We start from the raw sequence: 19,471 nt of genomic DNA on the forward strand, positions 1-19,471 counted from the left end.
CACGACCGGCATACCGAAATACACTCTCCACACGATCGGAAGGAGCCCGCTCATGGAGGCGACTGTCAATGGCCGGTGCGCGTCCCTGGACGCTGCGGACCCACACACCAACGCTCTGGACTGGTTGCGCAGTCAGGGCCTGACCGGTGCCAAAGAGGGGTGTGCGGAGGGCGAATGCGGCGCCTGCTCGGTGCTCGTCGCCAAACCGGACAGCACGGGCGAGGGCACCACCTGGGTCGCGGTGAACTCCTGTCTCATCTCCGCGCTCAGCCTCGAAGGCCAGGAGGTCGTCACCTCTGAGGGCCTGGGCTCCGCCGACGACCTGCACCCTGTCCAACAGGAGATGGCCAGCCGCGGCGGTTCCCAATGTGGTTACTGCACACCGGGATTCATCTGCAGTATGGCGTCGGAGTTCTATCGCGACAGCCGTCAGGCATGCGAGCACGCCGATGCCGAGCATGGGCCAAACGGCTTCGACCTGCACTCGTTGTCGGGCAATCTGTGCCGGTGCACCGGGTACCGACCGATCCGCGATGCGGCATACGCCCTGGGCTTCCCCGAGTCCGGTGACGCACTCGCTGCCCGGCGGACCCAGCCGGCACCGCAAGCGGCACCGACCCGCGTCAGCGCCGCGGGTGCGACCTTCGTCCGCCCGCGCGACCTGGACGAAGCGCTCTCGCTGCTCGCCGAGAGCCCGCAGGCGCAACTGGTCGCCGGTGCTACCGACTGGGGAGTCGGCGTCAACCTGCTGCGCTCGCGCGCCGAGACCGTCATCGCGATCGACCGGTTGCCACAACTGCGCGAGTTGACCGAGACGGACGAGGCCGTCGAGATCGGCGCCGCACTGACCCTGAGTGAGATCGAGAACCGCCTCGACGGCTCGATTCCGTTGCTGGCCAAGCTCTTTCCGCAGTTTGCATCTCGCCTGATCCGCAACGGCGCCACCCTTGGTGGCAATATCGGCACCGGCTCTCCCATCGGCGATTCGCCGCCGGTGCTGCTGGCGTTGGAGGCCGAGGTGATCCTCACCAGCACCTCCGGCGATCGGTCGGTGCCTTTGGCGGACTATTTCACCGGCTACCGGCAGACCGTGCGCGCGCCAGGCGAGATCATCCGCGCGCTCCGCCTGCCCAAGCCGCTCGCCCGACTCACCGACTTCCACAAGATCGCCAAACGCCGGTTCGACGACATCTCGAGCGTCGCCATCGCGTATGCCGTCGACGTGAGCGATGGCATCGTGACGCGTGCGGCCATCGGTCTGGGTGGCGTGGCGGCCACTCCGATCCGGGCTCGTGCCACGGAGGCAGCGCTCCTCGGGCAGCCGTGGTCGGCCGAGACGGTGTCCGCTGCAGCCGAGGCCATGAGCACGGAGGGCACTCCGATGAGCGACCACCGCGCCAGCGACAGGTACCGCCGGGCAGTGCTGGGCACCAGCCTGCCGAAGTTCTTCGAGTCAACGATGGAGTCGGTGCGATGAGTTCTCTTTCCCAACGCCCAATGAATCCGGTTGTCGGGCAAGCGCTTTCGCACGAGGCCGCCGACCTGCACGTCACGGGAGCGGCGCTCTACACCGACGACCTCATCGAACGCACCCGGGACGTGCTGCACGCATGGCCGGTCCAGTCGACGCATGCCCGCGCCACCGTCACCGCCATACGCACCGCACCTGCGCTCGAGGTGCCGGGCGTGATCCGGGTGCTGACCGGTGACGACGTCCCCGGCGTCAACGACGCGGGAGTCAAGCATGACGAGCCGTTGTTCCCGACCGAGGTGCAGTTCTATGGGCACGCCGTCTGCTGGGTGCTCGCCGAAACCCTTGACGCCGCACGGCAAGGCGCTGCCGCGGTCGAGGTCGACTACGAGCCCCTGCCGGCTATCGTCACAGTGCGTGAGGCGATCGCTGCCGACCAGTTCCAGGGCGCGCAGCCGGTCATGGAACGCGGTGACCTCACCACCGCCTTCGACTCCGCAGCTCACGTCTTCAGCGGCGAGTTCGAGTTCAAAGGCCAGGAGCACTTCTATCTCGAGACTCACGCTGCCCTGGCGCTCGTCGACGAGAACCAGCAGATCTTCGTCCAGAGCAGCACCCAGCACCCCAGCGAGACGCAGGAGATCGTCGCTCATGTCATGGGCGTCGCCTCACACGAGGTCACGGTGCAGTGTCTGCGCATGGGCGGCGGATTCGGTGGCAAGGAGATGCAACCCCACGGCTTCGCGGCCATCGCGGCGTTGGGTGCGACCTTGACCGGCCGACCCGTCCGTCTGCGCCTGAACCGCACCCTGGACATGACCATGAGCGGCAAACGCCATGGATTCCATGCGGATTGGCGGGTGGGCTTCGACGCGAACAACCGCATCACCGCGCTGGATGCGACGCTGACCTCTGACGCCGGCTGGAGTCTCGATCTGTCCGAGCCGGTGCTCGCCCGCGCGCTGTGTCACATCGACAACGCCTACTACGTTCCGAACGTGCGCGTCGCCGGCCGCATCGCCCGAACGAACAAGACGTCGCAGACGGCCTTCCGCGGGTTCGGCGGTCCGCAGGGGATGCTCGTCATCGAAGACATCATCGGTCGCTGCGCGCCCTTGCTGGGAGTCGACGCCACGACGCTGCGGCACGACAACCTTTACCAACCCGGCCAGACCACGCCGTACGGCCAGCCGGTCGCCCAGGCGGAACGCCTCGGCCGCGCATGGAACCAACTGGTCGATCAGGCGGACGTGTCACGTCGCCTGCGCGAGATCGAAGAATTCAACGCGACGCACCGCCATACCAAACGAGGTATGGCGATCACTCCGGTGAAGTTCGGCATCTCCTTCAACCTGACCGCTTTCAACCAGGCGGGCGCCCTTGTGCTCATCTACAAGGACGGCTCGGTGCTGATCAACCACGGCGGCACCGAGATGGGCCAGGGCTTGCACACAAAGATGCTGCAGGTCGCTGCGACCGCTCTCGGGGTCCCGCTGTCCACGGTCCGGCTGGCACCGACCCGCACCGACAAAGTCCCGAACACCTCTGCCACCGCTGCGAGTTCGGGTGCAGACCTCAACGGTGGAGCCGTCAAGCACGCCTGCGAGCAACTCCGCGAACGGCTGGCCGTCGTGGCGGCTCAGCACTTCGGTGTCAACCCGGCCGATGTGCGCTTCGAAGCCGGCGTGGTCTCGGCGATCGGCAGCAAGGCCGAGCCGATCACCTGGTCCGACCTCACCACGCGTGCGTACTTCCAGCGGGTTCAACTGGCCGCGTCGGGGTACTACCGCACCGAGGGTCTGCACTGGGACTCCACCGCCATGCAGGGCGAGCCCTTCAAGTATTTCGCGCACGGCGTCTCCTGCACGGAGGTGGAGGTCGACGGGTTCACCGGCAGCTACCGCACCCGTCGGGTCGACATCGTGCACGACGTCGGCGACAGCCTCTCCCCGCTGGTCGACATCGGTCAGATCGAAGGCGGCTTCGTGCAGGGCGCCGGCTGGATGACGCTCGAGGAACTCGTCTGGGACGAGAGCGACCGCCCGACCCGTGGTCGGCTGCAGACACAGGCGGCATCGACCTACAAACTGCCGAGCTTCTCGGAGATGCCCGAGGAGTTCCATGTTTCGCTGCTCGAGCAGGCACACGAGGAGGGTGCGGTCTACGGATCCAAGGCAGTCGGCGAGCCGCCGCTGATGCTGGCGTTCTCCGTCCGTGAGGCACTGCGTCACGCGGCCGCCGCCTTCGGCAGTCCGGGCGCCAGCGTGAACCTCGGCCTGCCGGCGACACCGGAGGCTGTCTTCTGGGCGATCGAATCCGCACGTGCCGGCCACTGTGGTGACGATCTGCGCCGTGACAGCAACGCTGTGCAGCCTCCGCGCCCGGATGCCGATGCCCCTGCGATGCACCCGCTGTCCGAGCAGATGAACGAGGAACACGAACCTCGGCAGTCCATGCTCGAAGAGCCCGCGAAGGCTTGAATCATGCACTGGATCAACGCAATTGCGCACTTGCGCGCCAGCGGTGAAGCGGCCGTCCTGGTCACCGTCATCGAGACGCGCGGGCACGCTCCGCAGTCCCCTGGCGCGAAGATGGTCGTCACAACTGAGCGCACCTGGGGCACCGTCGGCGGGGGCAACCTCGAGGCGACCGCGGTGCAGCACGCGCGGGAGCAACTCCAAGCGGCCGATGCGGCCACGCGCACCATGCGCTTCGATCTGAACGAGCATGCAACCACGGAACACGGCACGCAGTGCTGCGGCGGTGTGGTGACCGTACTCTTCGAGGCGCTTCGCCCGTCACCGTCCATCGCGGTCTTCGGTCTCGGACACGTCGGCGTCGAACTCGCCGCGCTACTCGCCCGCCACGACGTCCGCCTGCACTTGGTGGACTCGCGCGCATCACACGCCGTGTGGCCGTCGACAATCGCTCCCGACCCGACCGCCGACATCGTCATACACCACGCGCCGGTGCCCGAAGTCACGCTCGGCGAGCTCCCCGTCGGCACACACGTGGTGATCCTCACCCATGATCACAGCGAGGACGCCGCATTGTGCGACATGGCACTGCGGTGCCGGCACCTCGGGTCCGTCGGACTGATCGGATCATCGGCGAAGTGGCGGCGTTTCGAGAAGCGGCTGCAGGACGAGGGTCACTCGCCGGAGGCGGTCGCCGGTATCCGTAGCCCGTTGGGCGACCGGTCGATCGCGGGCAAGGATCCCGCTGTGGTGGCCGTGTCGATCGCCGCCGAACTGCTGCGCATCACCGAGTCGGAGCGCGCACCTGTGGGGGCCACCCGATGACGATCTACCGCGCCTGCCTGCTGGACACACCGGAGGACCCGTTCACCGGGGCTGCTCTGCGCACCGAGTCCGATGGCGCTTTGCAGGTGATCGACGGAAAGATCACCGATCGCGGCGCATATACCCAGGTGCGCAGCCGGTGTCCCGACGATGACGTCATCCACCTCGACGGGGGCCTGTTGCTGCCAGGGTTCATCGACACGCACGTGCATTTCCCGCAGGTGCGTGTCATCGGCGGCCTCGGTATGCCGTTGCTGGAATGGCTCGACCGGTGCGCGCTGCCGGAGGAGGCCCGGCTGGCGCAACCGTCCTACGCACGCGGAGTGGCCGCGGACTTCGTTCGCGGCCTGGCTCAGGCCGGCACGACCTCGGCACTGGTCTTCGGGTCGCACTTCGCGTCGGCCGTGGATCTGCTGTTCGAGGAGGCCGCTGCGGTGGGTCTGCGGATCACCAGCGGAGTGGTGCTCAGCGACCGGATCCTGCGGGAGGATCTGCTGACCGACGCGCAGCGCGGGTTGGCGGACTCGCTGGCGCTGGCCGCGCGCTGGTCCGGCCAGGAACGCCTGCGGTATGCCGTGACTCCCCGTTTCTCGCTGTCGTGCACCGACGATCTGCTCGCTGCCTGCGGCGAGCTGATGCGTCAGGTGGACGGGGCGCTGTTCACCTCTCACATCAACGAGAACGTCCACGAGATCGCCCGCGTGCGTGAGCTCTTCGGGACCGATTACCTCGGCAGCTACCTGCGGCACGGTCTTGTCGGCAACCGCAGCATCTTCGCCCACAACGTCCACCCGGCGGACTCCGAACTTGCGGCGATGGCAGAGCATGACGCGGCGGTGGCGCACTGCCCGACGAGCAATGCGGCGCTGGGTAGTGGCCTGTTCCCGTTGCGGCGGCATCTTGATGCAGGAGTGCGTGTCGCCCTCGGCTCCGACGTCGGCGCCGGCACCGGCTTCAACCTGCTGAAAGAGGGTCTCCAGGCGTACTTCATGCAGTCACTGCTGGGCGCGGACGGTATGCCGATGACCCCCGCGCAGCTGTTGAGCCTGATGACCCGCGCCGGAGCGGACGCCCTCGCCCTGCCCGAAGTGGGCGACCTGAGCGTCGGCCGGCGTTTCGACGCCGTGTGGGTACGTCCGGTCGCCGACACCGTGCTCGACGTGGCATTGCGGCACGCCGAGGACGAAAGCGAAGCCTTGGCAAGGACATTCGCGCTCGGCGCCAGCGCCGATCTGGCGTCGGTGTGGGTCGACGGCGAGGTCGTGCACCAACGCTGATCGCACGACGCTCATGGCCCGCCGTCTGTCGCGAGTGGCGGGCGCGCATCGTGACACCGCTCGCTGCCACTGGCTGCCGCTCGCGGGCCGATGCCTCATGCCCCTCGCAGCACGAGGACACGCGTCGCTGGGTCACGCCACTGCCCGCAGTGTGCGATGACCCCGATCAGGCGTCGATGCGTTCGCGGTCGAGTTCGAGCGCCGCGTCGACGATGAACTCCTTGCGAGGAGCGACATCGCTGCCCATCAGCAGGTCGAAGATGCGCTCGGCGTTCTCTGCGTCCTTCAGAGTGACACGGCGCAACATCCGGTAGCGCGGGTCCATGGTCGTCTCGGCGAGTTGATGAGCGTCCATCTCTCCGAGGCCCTTGTAGCGCTGAGGTTGCTTGAGGTTGCGGCCCCTGCGCTGCAGGTCGGCGGTGACCTTGCGCATCTCCGCCTCGGAGTAGGTGTAAATGACCTCACCCTTGGCCCGGCCCTGCGCCGTCGTCTCGATGCGATGCAGCGGCGGAACGGCGGCATACACCCGGCCGGCTTCGACCAAGGGACGCATGTATCGGAAGAACAACGTCAGCAGCAGCGTGCGGATGTGCGCGCCGTCGACGTCGGCATCGGTCATCAGGATGACCTTGCCGTAGCGCGCCATGTCGACGTCGAAGGAACGGCCGGAGCCGGCGCCGATCACCTGGATGATCGCGGCACACTCGGCGTTCTTGAGCATGTCGCCCACCGACGCCTTCTGCACGTTGAGAATCTTGCCCCGGATCGGCAGGAGCGCTTGATACTCGGAGTTGCGGGCCGCCATACCGGTGCCGAGAGCGCTGTCACCCTCGACGATGAACAACTCCGAGCGCCCGGTGTCGGTGCTGCGGCAGTCCTTGAGTTTGCCCGGCAGGGAGGACGACTCGAGGGCGGTCTTGCGGCGCTGAGTCTCCTTGTGCAGCCGCGCGCTGATGCGGCTCTTCATCTCGGCGACGACCTTCTCTTGCACGAGCGCAGACTGCGCCTTGTCGTCGCGTTTGGCCGACGTCAGCCGCGCGGTCAGCTCGGTCTCGACGACCTTGCTGACGATCTGCCGCACCGCGGCGGTGCCCAGCACCTCTTTGGTCTGCCCCTCGAACTGGGGCTCGGCCAGGCGCACGGTGACGACACCGGTCAGGCCAGCGAGCACGTCATCCTTCTCGACCTTGTCGTTGCCGACCTTGAGCCTGCGCGAGTTGACCTCGAGCTGCTTGCGGAAGACCTTCAGCAAGGCTTGGTCGAAGCCCGCCACGTGCGTGCCGCCCTTCGGCGTCTCGATGACGTTGACGAAGGACATCAGCCGCGTGTCGTAGCCGGTGCCCCAACGGATGGCGACGTCGACCTCCGCGACCCGCTCGACGTCCGCAGGAGCCATGTGGCCCTGGGCGTCCAGCACCGGCACGGTCTCGGTGAACGTGCCCGACCCCTGCAAGCGCCAGACGTCGGTGAGCGCCGGATCGGCGGCGAGGAACTCGGTGAACTCCGAAATGCCACCGTCGTGGCGGAAGACCTCCTCGTGGCGACCCTCGGCCCCTGGGGTGTCCGGCAGGCGCCGGTCGTCGCGCACGACAATGGTCAGCCCTGGTATCAGGAAGGATGTCTGCCGCGCGCGTGCGATGAGCCCGTCGTAGTCGAAAGCAGCCCCCTTCAGGAAGATCTGCGGGTCGCTCCAGTAGCGGATCCGGGTGCCGGTGACCCCTCGCTTGGCCTTGCCGATCACCCGCAGCTCGCTGCCGGCCAGGAACGGCGTGAAGCGGGACTCCGGCGACGGCGCATCGCTGTCGTCGAAGATGCCGGGTTCGCCGCGCCGGAAGCTCATCGCGTAAGTCTTGCCACCGCGGTCGACCTCGACGTCGAGCCTGCTCGACAAGGCGTTGACGACCGAAGCGCCCACACCGTGCAGACCGCCGGACGCGGCATACGAACCGCCGCCGAATTTGCCGCCGGCGTGCAATTTGGTGAAGACCACCTCGACGCCGGTCAGCCCGGTGCGTGGCTCGATGTCGACCGGTATGCCGGCGCCCTGGTCGTCGATCGACACGGATCCGTCGCTGTGCAGGGTCACCGTGACGTGGTCACCGCGGCCGGCGAGCGCCTCGTCGACAGCGTTGTCGATGATCTCCCAGACGCAGTGCATGAGACCGCGGCCGTCGGTCGAGCCGATGTACATGCCCGGCCGCTTGCGGACGGCCTCCAGCCCCTCAAGGACCTGCAGGTGGCGGGCGGTGTAGTCACCTTCGGACGACGTCGACCGGTTGGCAGTCACGGGTGGTCTGGCTCCTTCGGCAGCACGCCGCTGACAGCGACGCACGGTGGTGAGATCGTTCCGTGGAAGGGTAACCGGCCACCCGGACAATGCCCGGGAGGCGTTCCGGGAACAACGGCAGCGCCTGGCACGCTGTGTGCACTGGGATCGGCACCGGCGTCCGGCACAGAAAGTATTTTCTGTGAACCGCACCACAGGCCACGAATGTGTCACCTGGGAATCCATTGCCGTGATTGACTGTTGACCACTTCGAAGACGGCAGCGGGTGAGGCCCCAGTCCGCAACGAGAGGATGATCACGATGACCACTGCACTAGCTCCGACCTTGACCACATCCGATCGCTGCGACCGTTGCGGCGCGCAGGCATTCATCCGCGCACGGCTCGGCGGCGGACACGACCTGCTCTTCTGCGCTCATCACGGACGCAAGCACCTCGACAAGCTGCGCTCCATCGCTGAAGAAGTCATCGACGAGACCGACCGGCTCCACGCAGAGGAGCACCCTTCCGAGGGATGACCGTGTGGCCGTCCGCTATTCGACGACCCGATGGCAGACGAGCCGACTCACGAAGTGAGAAAATGTCGAACGTGGCACCTCGCATTTCGAGGTGCCACGTTCGATGTCTTTAGTCCTGCGAGGTGCGGCGGATTACCAGCCGCCCATGCCCCGGCGACGATCCCAGCGCTGCTCCAGACGCTGCATGAATGACCCCGTGGTGCGTTGCCGCGATGACACCGATGGCCTGCGCGCCGGAGCCGCGGGCGTGACCGAGCCGTCGGCCTGCACGGTGCCCAACTGGGTCCGGCCCGGGGTCAACCCGTAGGCGCCAGCAGCGACCATGCACGCAAATCCGATCGCGCCCACCCAGATCTGAGCACTCATCACGCCGACCAGCACCAGCGCCAGGCCGGCAAGCACTCCGAATCCACCGATCACAGCGCGACGGCCGAGGCGATGTGACAATCGGCTCGACACCATGTGCGAAGCGAACTTCGGGTCTTCGGCTTTGAGCGCCTGCTCCATTTGATCGAGCAGGCGTTGCTCGTGCTCCGAGAGCGGCACTGTGACCTCCCACAATCTCCACGCCACCACCACGCGGCCGCGTGCTACGAGTCGATCCGACCGTGGGGCTTTCGTCCCAGGATATGTCGCTCCGTTGGGGAGCGGAAGTCGCGGCGGAGACTCCGGACCCGAGGGCCGGACCGGGCAACATCTGGAACGTCGTCACCATCGATAGAACCAACGATTCATCGGTGAATGCGCACAGCCTAAACACCTGAACGCCTCCGTGTGTGGACAAGGCCGAAAGTTCATCAGCACACCCGTCGTACCGGCCGACCGCGCGGCTTCAGCAGCGGCCGGTGGGAGCCACACACGCAGTGAACGACTCCATCATCGGCAGACCCAGATGGGCCAGGACGAGTTCGAGGAAGGTCTCGACCTGGCGGACCAGATCGTCGGCCTCACGGGTACTCACATGGCGCGCACCACGCTCGATCTCCGCGCGGATGGCCGCCGTCCCGGTGAAGAAATCCGCCCACTCCGACAGGTCGGGCGCGACGGCGGGCAGGGTGGCCCACACATTCCGCGGAGCCGATCGGCGCGCGCCGGGCGCCGCGCCCGCGAGCAACGCTCCGCCGGCCCGCAGTGCCGCCAGATGCGCCAACTGGAAGCGGTCGTCCGCAGTGGAGGCATGGCACGCGAGCAACAGACCCGTGCGGGTGCGATCGACAAGCTCCAGAGCCGCGGTCGCGACGGCGGGAACGGGTGCGGACGGGATGACTACGGCCATGAGCGACTCCTGCGGGTGCGTCGGACTGCATCGAAATAACGAACATGTGTTCGATAGTTCCAACTCTAGTACCGCACGCCGACAGCCACCTCTGGCCACGCCTCAGACGGCGGGCACGTGCAGGTTGTCGAAGACCTCGATCGTCGCCGTGGATTTGTTCATCGTGATGAAATGCAACCCAGGGGCGCCCTCGCGCAGCAACCGCGACGCATGCTCGGTGCAGATGGCGATGCCCACCTCCCGCACCGCCGCGGCATCGTCGCCGACCGCGTCGATGCGGCGCACGACATCAGCCGCAACCGGCTGACCGTTGAGCTCGGTCAACCGCTGCAACTGGCCCGCGGCCGTCACGGGCAGCAGTCCGGGGATGATCGGCATCGCGCAGCCTCGGCGGTCGACGAGATCCCGCAGCCGCAGATAGGCATCGACATCGGTCACCATCTGGGTGATCGCGAACTCCGCGCCGGCGTCGGCCTTGCGCACGAGCACATCGGCGTCCATCTCAAGATCCACCGACTCCGGATGCCGGTCCGGAAAGGCCGCGACGCCTACCGTGAAGTCACCCAGCGACTGCACCAGATGGACCAGTTTGTCAGCGTGATCCAGGCCCTCCGGATGAGCCGTCCACACGCCCCCGGGGCCGCCGGGCGGATCCCCGCGCAGTGCCAGCACATTGCGTATGCCGACCGCGGCGTACTCCCCCACGATCTGCCGCAACTGAGCCACCGATGAACCCACACAGGTCAGATGGGCCATCGTCGTCAGCGTGGTCTCCTGCTCGATGCGACCGGTGATCCGGATCGTGCGGTCACGAGTCGACCCGCCTGCGCCATACGTGACGGACACGAAGGTCGGGCTGAGCCGCTCAAGGCGCCGGATCGAGTCCCAGAGCAGGTCCTCGCCCTTCTCCGAGCGCGGCGGCATGAACTCGAAGCTGAAACTGGGACCATCGTCGGCGAGCAGCTCGGGAATGGTGCGGCGCGGGCCTCGAGACGGGGTCGACATGCCGGTGATCCTAATTGCCGCCGAGGCAACTAGGCTCGGCTGAACACCATTCGGAAAGGACCACCGTTCGTGTCTGCCCTGGATATCGACGACCTGCGGGTTCGCGTGCAGAGCGTCCTTGACGCCGAGCGTGAGATCCAGCGCGCAGTCCTCGCCCCCCTCGGCGACGAGATGGACGACCTTCTCGGCTGCGTGTTCGACCTGCTCAGTGGTGGCAAGCGGCTGCGCGCGGGCTTCTTCTACTGGGGCTATCGCGCGTTCGGTCGCGACAGTTCTGACGCGCTCGTCCGCGCCGCCACGTCGCTGGAGGTCTTCCAGGCGGCTGCGCTGCTGCACGACGACGTGATGGACGACTCCGACGTACGTCGCGGAATGCCCGCCGCGCACCGGCGTCTGGCGCAGGTGCACCGCGAGCGTCATCTGGCCGGCGACTCCGACCGGTTCGGGCAGGCAGGCGCCATCCTCGCCGGAGATCTGTGCCTGAACTGGACCGACGAGATCTACACGACCAGCGGTCTGCCCGATGACGAACTCGCCCGCGGGCGAAAGGTGTTCAACACCATGCGAACCCAGTTGATGGGTGGGCAGTACCTCGACGTCGTCGAGTCCGCTCAGACCTGGAGGGGTGCCTCCCACGAGGAGCGTGTGGCACGCGCGCGTGCCGTCATCCGCTTCAAGAGCGCCAAGTACACCGTCGAGCAACCGGTGCTCATCGGCGCGTCCTGTGCCGGCGCGGACGACGCGAGCCTCGCCGCGCTGTCGGCATACGGTCTCGCGCTCGGCGAGGCATTCCAGCTGCGCGACGACCTGCTCGGAGTCTTCGGCGACCCGGAGGCCACCGGCAAGCCCGCCGGCGACGACCTGCGCGAAGGCAAGCGCACGGTGCTGATCGCCTACCTGCTGGAGTCGGCGACACCGGGTGAAGCGGAGCGTTTCGCAACGGTCTTCGGTCGTCCGGACATCGCCCCGCTCGACCTCGACTGGTTACGTGACCTGTGTGTCAGAACCGGTGCGGTCGACCGTGTGGAAAAACTCATCAGCAGCACGGCCGATGCCGCCAGGATCGCCCTCGAGGACGCACGTGTCACACCGCTGGGTCGGCAGGTGCTGACCGAACTCGTCGACATCTCGACGGCGCGCACCTCCTGAGCACGGCTACTTCCGGGCGCCACTACTCCTCAGTTGCGCCGAGCCGACGATTCCACCAGCACCACCACGCGACGCTCGCCAGCGCCAGGGCGAATCCGAAGCCAAGATCCTCGACCGGCGCGAAGACCAGCCGGCCGTCGCCGATGAAGCGCACCTGACCCGACCCGATGATCGCTCGCGGGTCGTAGGTCACGATGCGGCGCCCGGTGAGCCAACCATTGGTCACCAGCTGGAAGACCAGCACGATCGCGTATGCCGACCACCAGCGCCGGGTTGCGGTCACCCGGGTGCGCAACACCACCCAGTCCATGCACAGCGCCACGACAACGGCGAGTGCCGCAAGAGCGGTGTAACTCACCGCTGCCTGCGCCGCCGGCTGATCTCACCGACGGTCGAGTATGTCGCGATCGCTGCGAACGGGATCACCACGAAGAAGCACCACTCCTCCACCGGGAGCCCGAGCAAGCGCATCGGCAGCGTCTGGCCGGCCGCGAAGTGCCACTGGCCGTTTCGGGCGGCGATCACATCCCAGATCACGAACGGCACTGCGGCACAGGCGATCGCGAGAGCCAGCCGGCGGATCCGTTTCAGGCTGCGCACCTTGAAGACAAACCCCAGCGGCACGGTCCCGGCGAGGCAGAAGACCAGCATCGCGACATACGACAGGTGCCGCACGGTCAGGCCTAGAACGCCAGCTCGGCGGCCCTCTTACGCACCTCGGCCTTGCGATGGGCCTGCAGCATCGTGATGGGCGAACCGACGATCGGCAGCGTTTCGTCCGGGGTGAACAACCACAGCAGAGCGTCGTCGTCGCTCAGATGCGCGTCGCGCAGAACGGTGATCGTGCCTTCCAGACCGGGCAGGAAGTGGTCGTCCTCGACGAAGTCCGCGGGGATGCAACGGGCGAGGTTGGGGCCGACCCGCGCCGACAGGACGACGCCTTCCTCGACGAGTTTGCGAGCCTGTCGCTGAGGCAGGCCGAGGCGGTCGCCCAGCTCGGGGATCGACAACCACGCACCGACCAGGTCTTCGATGGAACTCACCCGGGGCAGTGTAGTTACCGCGCATGGCACGCGCGCACCGCGCGGGGTTCGTCCCGCTCGCGCAGCCGGCTCGACTCCGGAGTGGGCACGCGCGCGCCGCGCGGTTCGTCGCCCGATTGCCACCATCGCGACTCGCATGTCCGCTAGGTTTTCAATAAAGTCTCAGCTTTCCCAACTGTCACACCGCTTGCAGCCTCCAAGGAGTCGTCCATGGCTTTGATCGCCACCGCACCCCCCGCGGCAGCACCTGTGCACGCGCTTCATGCAACATCTCGGAAGAAGCCGGCGAAGGCCAAGAAGCCCTCAACGCACTCACCCCGCCGTAGCACCGCCACCGGCAAACGTCAGGTCCGGACGTCCAGCACGTATGTCGTCCGCCCCGGCGACACCCTGACCTCGATCGCAGCGTCACATCACGTCGGTATCGCGGCGCTGATGAAGGCGAACCACATCGGCAACCCAAACTACATCCAGGCGGGGGCGCGGCTGGTCATGCCTGGTCAGGTCGGATCGGCGCCCACCCGCTCGACAAAGACCACCGCCCGCAAGAAGCCGCTCGGCGCGCCCCGGCTGAGCACCTCACGCGCGGCCAACGAGGCGGCTCTTGCAGCCCGTCCCGCACCCAGCCGCTCGCAGGCCAAATCGCTGATCGAGCACACCGCACGGCGCTACGGCGTCAACACCAAGCTGGCCCTCGGCATCGCCTGGCAGGAGTCCGGCTGGAACCAACGAGCGGTGTCGTCGTGCAATGCGATCGGCATCATGCAGGTCATGCCGCAGTCCGGAACCTGGGCTTCGGATTTGGTCGGCCGGCGGCTGAACATCATGGAGGCACAAGACAACGTCACCGCCGGAGTGGCCATCCTGCGGTATCTCACCAGCAACTCGTCGAACCTGGACGAGGCCATCGGCGCCTACTACCAGGGCCTGGCAGGAATCCGGGCACACGGGCCGTATGCGGACACCAAGGCATACGTCCGTAACGTCAAAGCGATCATGGCCAGGCAATAGTCCTCACGAGTCCGACAGGCATGCTTCGGCCTGCCTCAGTCATCGCCGCGTATCGGCTCCGTAGGATCTGAGCGTGTCAACAACTGCACCTTCCCTGGTCGGCCGCACCGTCGACCGGCGATATGTGGTGCGCGGACACATCGCCGACGGCGGCATGGGTTCGGTGTATGTCGCTCTCGACCAGCGCCTCGACCGTGAGGTGGCGCTGAAGATCATGCGCGCGGATCTCGCGCGCGACGAGGCCTTCGTCGAGCGGTTCCGACGCGAGGCGCGTTCTGCGGCGCGGCTGAATCACCCCAATGTCGTGGCCGTCACCGACCAGGGCCAGGACAAGAATCACGTCTTCCTGGCGATGGAACTCGTCCGCGGTCGCACCCTGCGAGACGTGATCAGGGATGACGCGCCGCTCCCCCTGCGTCAGTCCCTCGACATCGTCGACGGCATTCTGCAGGCTCTCAGCGCCGCGCACCGAGCGGGCCTGGTGCACCGCGACATCAAGCCGGAGAACGTCATCATCGGAGACAGCGGCGTCAAGGTCGCCGACTTCGGACTCGCGCGAGCGGTCACCACCGAGACGTTGACGACCGACAACGACGTCCTGCTCGGCACCGCCGCCTACCTGTCGCCGGAGCAGGTGGAGTTCGGCCGGGCGGATGAGCGCAGCGACGTCTACTCCACCGGCCTGCTGCTGTTCGAGTTGCTCACCGGCGAAAAGGCCTTCCCCGGCGATGTGCCCATCCACGTCGCCTACCAGCACGTGCACGGCAGTATGCCGATCGCCTCGGACGCGGTGCCCACGGTTCCGCCGCAGATCGACGAACTCATTGCGCGGGCGACGTCCCGCAACCCTGAGGACCGACCCGAGAACGCCACCGCCTTCCTGCAGGAGTTGCGGCATACCCGAACGCTGTTGGACCCCGATGCGATGGACACCGCGCCTGCCGCGGCGGTCGCAGTCGCGGGTGACCCCAATCGCACCGATCCGCTGGGCGCCGGCTCGACGCGGCAACTGCGCCGCGCCGAATTGCCTGTCGTCGAAGCACCACCGCGACGGCGACGTAACCGGCTCGTACTGATGGTGCTGGCCGTCATCGTCGTCCTGGGCGCCCTCGGCGGCTGGTTGTTCACGGCTGGTCCGCTGGGCTCGGTGACCATGCCACGCGTCGTCGGTATGTCGCAAAGCGCTGCCACCACTCGCGTCCACCATGCCGGCTTGGGGACGCGCATCGAGCAGATCTTCAGCGAGAACATCCCTGTCGGCACCGTGGTGTCGACCAGCCCCAAAGCAGGTGGCAGCGCACGCCGCGACTCTGACGCCGTGCTGCGCATCTCCAAGGGACCCCTACGGTTCACGGTGCCGTCCGTCGTGCTGCGCCCGCAAGCCGATGCGACGGCCGCCATCAAGGCGGCCGGCCTGAGCCTGGGATCGGTGACCCAGGCCTACAGCGACACGGTGCCGTCCGGACAGGTCATCAGCACTGATCCGGCGGCGGGCACATCCCAGAAACCGGGCACAGCAGTTGATGTCGTCGTCAGCAAAGGTAAGCAGCCGATCGCCATCCCGAACGTCACCAACCAGACCAAGGCTGCGGCGCAGACCACCCTGACCGGACTCGGGCTCAACGTGAGCTTCGCCGCAGACCAGAACAGTTCCACAGTGCCGTCCGGGGAGGTCATCAGTGAGAGCCCGGGCCAGGGCGGCACGGCATACAAGGGGGACACGATCACCCTCACGATCTCCAAGGGCCCGGTGATGGTCACCGTGCCGAAGGTGATCGGCGACTCCTCAAGTGCCGCGAAGAAAGCGCTGGAAGCTGCCGGCTTCAAGGTGAAGGTCAACTACCCGTTGTTGATCCCGGTGTTGTTCGTCGTGCAGGGCCAGTCGGTCAGCGGCGGATCCCAGGCGCCACAGGGCAGCACCATCACCATCGACGTGGTCTGACAGCTCGACGGGCCAGGCGACCATTGACCGCACGCCGATCAGACGGCGATCCGGCCGCCAGGCGAAGCTGCCGACCCAATGACGTGGCCGCCGATGATCAGACGCGCGACCGGCGCGACAGCATCTCGGCCACCAGGAATGCCATCTCCAGGCTCTGCTGGTGGTTCAGCCGCGGGTCGCACGCCGTCTCGTAGCGCTTCTCGAGATCCGCGTCCAGGATCTTCTCCGAACCGCCGAGGCACTCCGTCACATCGTTGCCGGTGAGTTCGACATGCACGCCACCCGGCACCGTGCCCAACCCTTCGTGCACCTCGAAGAAGCCCTGCACCTCGTCGATGATCGCGTCGAACTCGCGTGTCTTGTATCCCGACGGGGCTTCGAAGGTGTTGCCGTGCATCGGATCGCACACCCACACGACCTTGGCACCAGAGTCGGTGACACGCTGCACGATCGACGGCAGCGCGTCACGCACCGTGCCGGCGCCCATGCGGGTGATGAACGTCAGCCTGCCGGGCTCGCGCTCGGGGTCGAGGATGTCGATGAGCCGCAGGACCTCGTCGGGGTCGGCTGTCGGGCCCAGCTTGACGCCGATGGGGTTCTTGATGCGGGCAGCGAAATCGACGTGCGCGCCGTCCAGTTGCCGGGTGCGTTCCCCCACCCACACGAAGTGGCCGGAGACGGCGTAGCGATCGCCGGTGCGTGAGTCGATGCGGGTCAAGGGCTGCTCGTAGTCCAGCAGCAGCGCCTCGTGGCTGGCGAAGAACTCCACCGAACTCATCGGGCTCGAAGCGAAGTCGACGCCGCAGGCCAGCATGAATTTCATCGCCCGATCGATCTCGACGGCCATCGACTCGTAACGAGCGTATGCCGCATTGGCGATGAAACCGCGGTTCCACTCGTGCACGTGCCGCAGGTCGGCGAAACCGCCTGTGGTGAAGGCGCGCACGAGATTCAGCGTCGACGCAGCGGTGTGGTAGGCGCGCAGCAAACGCTGCGGGTCGGGCCGACGCGCCTGCTCGTCGAACTCGAAGTCGTTGATGATGTCGCCTCGGTATGCCGGGAGCGTCGCCTCGCCACGCGTCTCGGTGTCCTTGCTGCGAGGCTTGGCGTACTGGCCCGCAAGACGGCCTAGTTTGACGACCGGCGTGCTCGCGCCATACGTGAGCACGGCGGCCATCTGCAGGATCGTCTTGACCCGGTCCCGGATGTTGTCGGCGGTGGCCTCGGAGAAGCGTTCGGCGCAGTCGCCGCCCTGCAGCACGAATGCGTCGCCGACGGCGGCATCGGCGAGTCGGTCGCGAAGCACGTCGCACTCGCCGGCGAACACCAGCGGCGGCGAGGCCGCGAGCTCTGCGCGCACCCGGGCGAGAGTGTCGACATCTGGCCAGGTCGGTTGCTGCATCGCGGGCAACGACGGCCAGTCCAGCTGCCCGCTCAAGAGTTGGGCAGGTTCTGAGGTGGCTGACATCGCGGTGAAACTCACGCGGCAAGCTTACGGTCCGGCATGGCTGCGGCCCGTGCCGGTGTTCGCCAGATGGAATGCCCCTCAGTCAGTCTTCGGATCGGCGTCGGCCCCGGCCCGCTGCGACGTCGCGTCGACCGAGTCGGCCTCGGTGCTCTCATAGTGATCGCGCTCGCCGTCGGCCGGCTTCTTGTCGACGGACTCGGTCTTGACAGTCTCGTCGCCGTGCCGCGGCAGGCGTCCCACCTGCTCCTTCGCGTGTGACGCCAGAGCCGCAGCGCCCGTCACTGCGCCGCCCCCGATCTCCTTCGCCTTCTGCGCGATGCGGTTCTTCACCGTTGCGGCATACACATCGACGTACTCCTGGCCGGACAGCAGCATCAGTTCGTACATCACCTCGTCGGTGATCGACCGCAGGACGAACCGATCGTCCTGCATGCCTTCGTAGCGCGAGAAATCCATCGGCTTGCCGAAGCGGACGTGCGGGCGCACGATCCGGCCGAACAGCTTGCCCTGCGGCGCGATCTCGTCGGTGCCGATGACCGCCACCGGAATGATCGGGACCTTGGCCTCGAGCACCATCCGGGCGATACCGGTCTTGCCCTTGTACAACCGGCCGTCCGGCGAGCGCGTGCCTTCGGGGTAGATGCCGAACAACTCGCCCTGCCGCAGGATCTTCAACCCGGTCGCGAGTGCTCCGGCAGCCGCTGTGCCACTACTGCGATCGATCGGCACCTGTCCGGCACCGGAGAAGAACGCGCGCTGCAACCGGCCCTTGATACCGGGGCTGGTGAAGTACTCCGCCTTGGCCACGAAGGTCACCCGCCGGGGAATCGCGAGCGGCATGAACAACCAGTCGGCCACCGACAGGTGGTTGCTCGCCAGAATTGCCGGACCTTCCTCCGGAACGTTCTGCGCACCCTCGACCGTCGGACGGAAAACGCCCTTGAGCAGGGGGCCGAGCAACACCCATTTGAGCAACCAGTAGAACAACCGTGCCTCCTCGCATCGATTCGGGTGAACAATACGGCAGCGGGCTCCGGCGCGCCTGGCTGGTGGAATGATGTGCTCATGGGGATCCTTGCCTCCGGAAACCGATTGAGCTGTGCTCGTCTCAAGCGTGTCAGCAGCGTCCCGAGGCTCCCCCTCGACAACACTGCCGGTCTGGCTGAGGATGAGTCAGTGAGTTTCGTGCGCCGGGTGAGTGCCTCGTGACTCCCGAGCGCGCCGAGGAACCCGACGGGCAGACCGACATCGACCGGCAATTCGCCGAGATCATCGCCCATTTCGACCCGCCACAGTACCCATGGGAGGACGCGCGGGCGCTCGGCGACCAGTCGGACACCGAGCGCGCCGCCCCGGCGGCATCCGAAGATCGGCCCACCCCGTCGAGCGATGACTCGACGGAGCAACCACCACCTGCTGCCCTTCCCACGCAGTGGCGCATCCCCTCCGAAGCCGAGTCGATGTCGTTCCTGGAGGACGACGGCGACTTCGAAGCGCCGCCGCTACGTCCGTTGCCCGATGCAGATGACCTGGGGTTCTGGAGCATCCTGGGATGTCTGGTGGCAGGCCCGTTGTGGCTGTTGTACTTGTTCCTGTTCGACCAGTACGCCGCCCCACTGTGGTGGGTGCTGGCCTGCGCGCTGATCGTCGCCGGTGTGGTGCAACTGATCATGCGGCAACCGAAGCACCGCCCCGATGACGGGGACGACGGCGCCAGACTGTGA

Annotated in this window: 18 protein-coding genes; 9 read left to right on the forward strand and 9 right to left on the reverse strand. The window is 66.9% G+C overall.

The window, feature by feature from the left end:
* Positions 1 to 52: 52 nt before the first annotated feature.
* Genes BKA23_RS08950 through BKA23_RS08965 form a run of 4 tightly spaced genes read left to right on the forward strand, consistent with a single transcriptional unit; the run spans position 53 to position 6,050 of the window.
* Complete coding sequence (locus BKA23_RS08950) at positions 53 to 1,477, forward strand: xanthine dehydrogenase small subunit (RefSeq protein ID WP_145227400.1); 1,425 nt, start codon at positions 53 to 55, stop codon at positions 1,475 to 1,477.
* The gene (xdhB, locus tag BKA23_RS08955; RefSeq protein WP_145227402.1) at positions 1,474 to 3,951 is read left to right on the forward strand and encodes a xanthine dehydrogenase molybdopterin binding subunit; all 2,478 of its coding nucleotides are present in this window, start codon (positions 1,474 to 1,476) and stop codon (positions 3,949 to 3,951) included. Before BKA23_RS08950 ends, xdhB begins: the two co-directional genes overlap by 4 nt.
* Positions 3,952 to 3,954: 3 nt before the next feature.
* Complete coding sequence (gene xdhC, locus BKA23_RS08960) at positions 3,955 to 4,773, forward strand: xanthine dehydrogenase accessory protein XdhC (RefSeq protein ID WP_145227404.1); 819 nt, start codon at positions 3,955 to 3,957, stop codon at positions 4,771 to 4,773.
* Positions 4,770 to 6,050: a guanine deaminase gene (locus BKA23_RS08965; RefSeq protein WP_145227406.1), complete on the forward strand. Its 1,281-nt coding sequence runs from the start codon at positions 4,770 to 4,772 to the stop codon at positions 6,048 to 6,050. The genes xdhC and BKA23_RS08965 overlap by 4 nt, the downstream gene beginning before the upstream one ends.
* A gap of 166 nt (positions 6,051 to 6,216) precedes the next feature.
* Here the strand turns inward: BKA23_RS08965 and BKA23_RS08970 are convergent, their stop codons facing one another.
* The gene (locus tag BKA23_RS08970; RefSeq protein ID WP_145227408.1) at positions 6,217 to 8,337 is read right to left on the reverse strand and encodes a DNA gyrase/topoisomerase IV subunit B; all 2,121 of its coding nucleotides are present in this window, start codon (positions 8,335 to 8,337) and stop codon (positions 6,217 to 6,219) included.
* 300 nt (positions 8,338 to 8,637) lie between these two features.
* On the opposite strand from BKA23_RS08970, the gene BKA23_RS08975 reads away from it, so the two are divergent.
* Positions 8,638 to 8,853, forward strand: coding sequence for a DUF7455 domain-containing protein (locus BKA23_RS08975; protein WP_145227410.1), 216 nt, complete (start codon positions 8,638 to 8,640; stop codon positions 8,851 to 8,853).
* A gap of 132 nt (positions 8,854 to 8,985) precedes the next feature.
* Here BKA23_RS08975 and BKA23_RS08980 read toward each other — a convergent pair whose 3' ends face one another.
* From BKA23_RS08980 to metF, 3 genes are all read right to left on the reverse strand, one after another.
* Positions 8,986 to 9,399 (reverse strand): DUF3040 domain-containing protein, encoded by a 414-nt coding sequence (locus BKA23_RS08980; RefSeq protein ID WP_145227412.1) that lies wholly within the window; start codon positions 9,397 to 9,399, stop codon positions 8,986 to 8,988.
* Positions 9,400 to 9,685: 286 nt separating this feature from the next.
* Entirely contained in the window at positions 9,686 to 10,129 is a 444-nt protein-coding gene (locus BKA23_RS08985) for an SAV_6107 family HEPN domain-containing protein (RefSeq protein ID WP_145227414.1), read from the reverse strand.
* 102 nt (positions 10,130 to 10,231) lie between these two features.
* Positions 10,232 to 11,134, reverse strand: coding sequence for a methylenetetrahydrofolate reductase [NAD(P)H] (gene metF / locus BKA23_RS08990; RefSeq protein ID WP_145227416.1), 903 nt, complete (start codon positions 11,132 to 11,134; stop codon positions 10,232 to 10,234).
* 69 nt (positions 11,135 to 11,203) lie between these two features.
* On the opposite strand from metF, the gene BKA23_RS08995 reads away from it, so the two are divergent.
* Complete coding sequence (locus tag BKA23_RS08995) at positions 11,204 to 12,283, forward strand: polyprenyl synthetase family protein (RefSeq protein WP_170226435.1); 1,080 nt, start codon at positions 11,204 to 11,206, stop codon at positions 12,281 to 12,283.
* Between the two features lie 22 nt (positions 12,284 to 12,305).
* Here the strand turns inward: BKA23_RS08995 and BKA23_RS09000 are convergent, their stop codons facing one another.
* The 3 genes from BKA23_RS09000 to BKA23_RS09010 are packed head-to-tail and all read right to left on the reverse strand — an operon-like array spanning position 12,306 to position 13,326.
* Entirely contained in the window at positions 12,306 to 12,641 is a 336-nt protein-coding gene (locus tag BKA23_RS09000) for a lycopene cyclase domain-containing protein (RefSeq protein WP_145227418.1), read from the reverse strand.
* On the reverse strand, positions 12,638 to 12,958 hold the full coding sequence (locus BKA23_RS09005; protein ID WP_145227420.1) for a lycopene cyclase domain-containing protein: 321 nt from the start codon (positions 12,956 to 12,958) through the stop codon (positions 12,638 to 12,640). The genes BKA23_RS09000 and BKA23_RS09005 overlap by 4 nt, the downstream gene beginning before the upstream one ends.
* Positions 12,959 to 12,966: 8 nt before the next feature.
* Entirely contained in the window at positions 12,967 to 13,326 is a 360-nt protein-coding gene (locus BKA23_RS09010) for an Rv2175c family DNA-binding protein (protein WP_246104535.1), read from the reverse strand.
* 210 nt (positions 13,327 to 13,536) lie between these two features.
* Here BKA23_RS09010 and BKA23_RS09015 point away from each other — a divergent pair, with 210 nt between their 5' ends.
* Together BKA23_RS09015 and pknB are read left to right on the forward strand one after the other, a co-directional pair.
* On the forward strand, positions 13,537 to 14,337 hold the full coding sequence (locus BKA23_RS09015; RefSeq protein ID WP_145227421.1) for a lytic transglycosylase: 801 nt from the start codon (positions 13,537 to 13,539) through the stop codon (positions 14,335 to 14,337).
* Positions 14,338 to 14,410: 73 nt separating this feature from the next.
* A complete protein-coding gene (gene pknB / locus BKA23_RS09020; RefSeq protein WP_246104536.1) occupies positions 14,411 to 16,279 on the forward strand; it encodes a Stk1 family PASTA domain-containing Ser/Thr kinase in 1,869 nt (622 codons plus the stop codon).
* Between the two features lie 97 nt (positions 16,280 to 16,376).
* Here the strand turns inward: pknB and BKA23_RS09025 are convergent, their stop codons facing one another.
* Positions 16,377 to 17,747 carry a class II 3-deoxy-7-phosphoheptulonate synthase gene (locus BKA23_RS09025; RefSeq protein WP_145228395.1) on the reverse strand — a complete coding sequence of 457 codons (1,371 nt, stop codon included), beginning with the start codon at positions 17,745 to 17,747 and terminating at the stop codon, positions 16,377 to 16,379.
* 78 nt (positions 17,748 to 17,825) lie between these two features.
* Positions 17,826 to 18,734, reverse strand: a complete 909-nt coding sequence (locus BKA23_RS09030; RefSeq protein WP_145227422.1) for a lysophospholipid acyltransferase family protein — start codon at positions 18,732 to 18,734, stop codon at positions 17,826 to 17,828.
* A gap of 218 nt (positions 18,735 to 18,952) precedes the next feature.
* Here BKA23_RS09030 and BKA23_RS09035 point away from each other — a divergent pair, with 218 nt between their 5' ends.
* The gene (locus tag BKA23_RS09035; RefSeq protein ID WP_145227423.1) at positions 18,953 to 19,471 is read left to right on the forward strand and encodes a hypothetical protein; all 519 of its coding nucleotides are present in this window, start codon (positions 18,953 to 18,955) and stop codon (positions 19,469 to 19,471) included.

It is taken from the genome of Rudaeicoccus suwonensis (assembly GCF_007829035.1).
GTDB classification, from domain to species: domain Bacteria; phylum Actinomycetota; class Actinomycetes; order Actinomycetales; family Dermatophilaceae; genus Rudaeicoccus; species Rudaeicoccus suwonensis.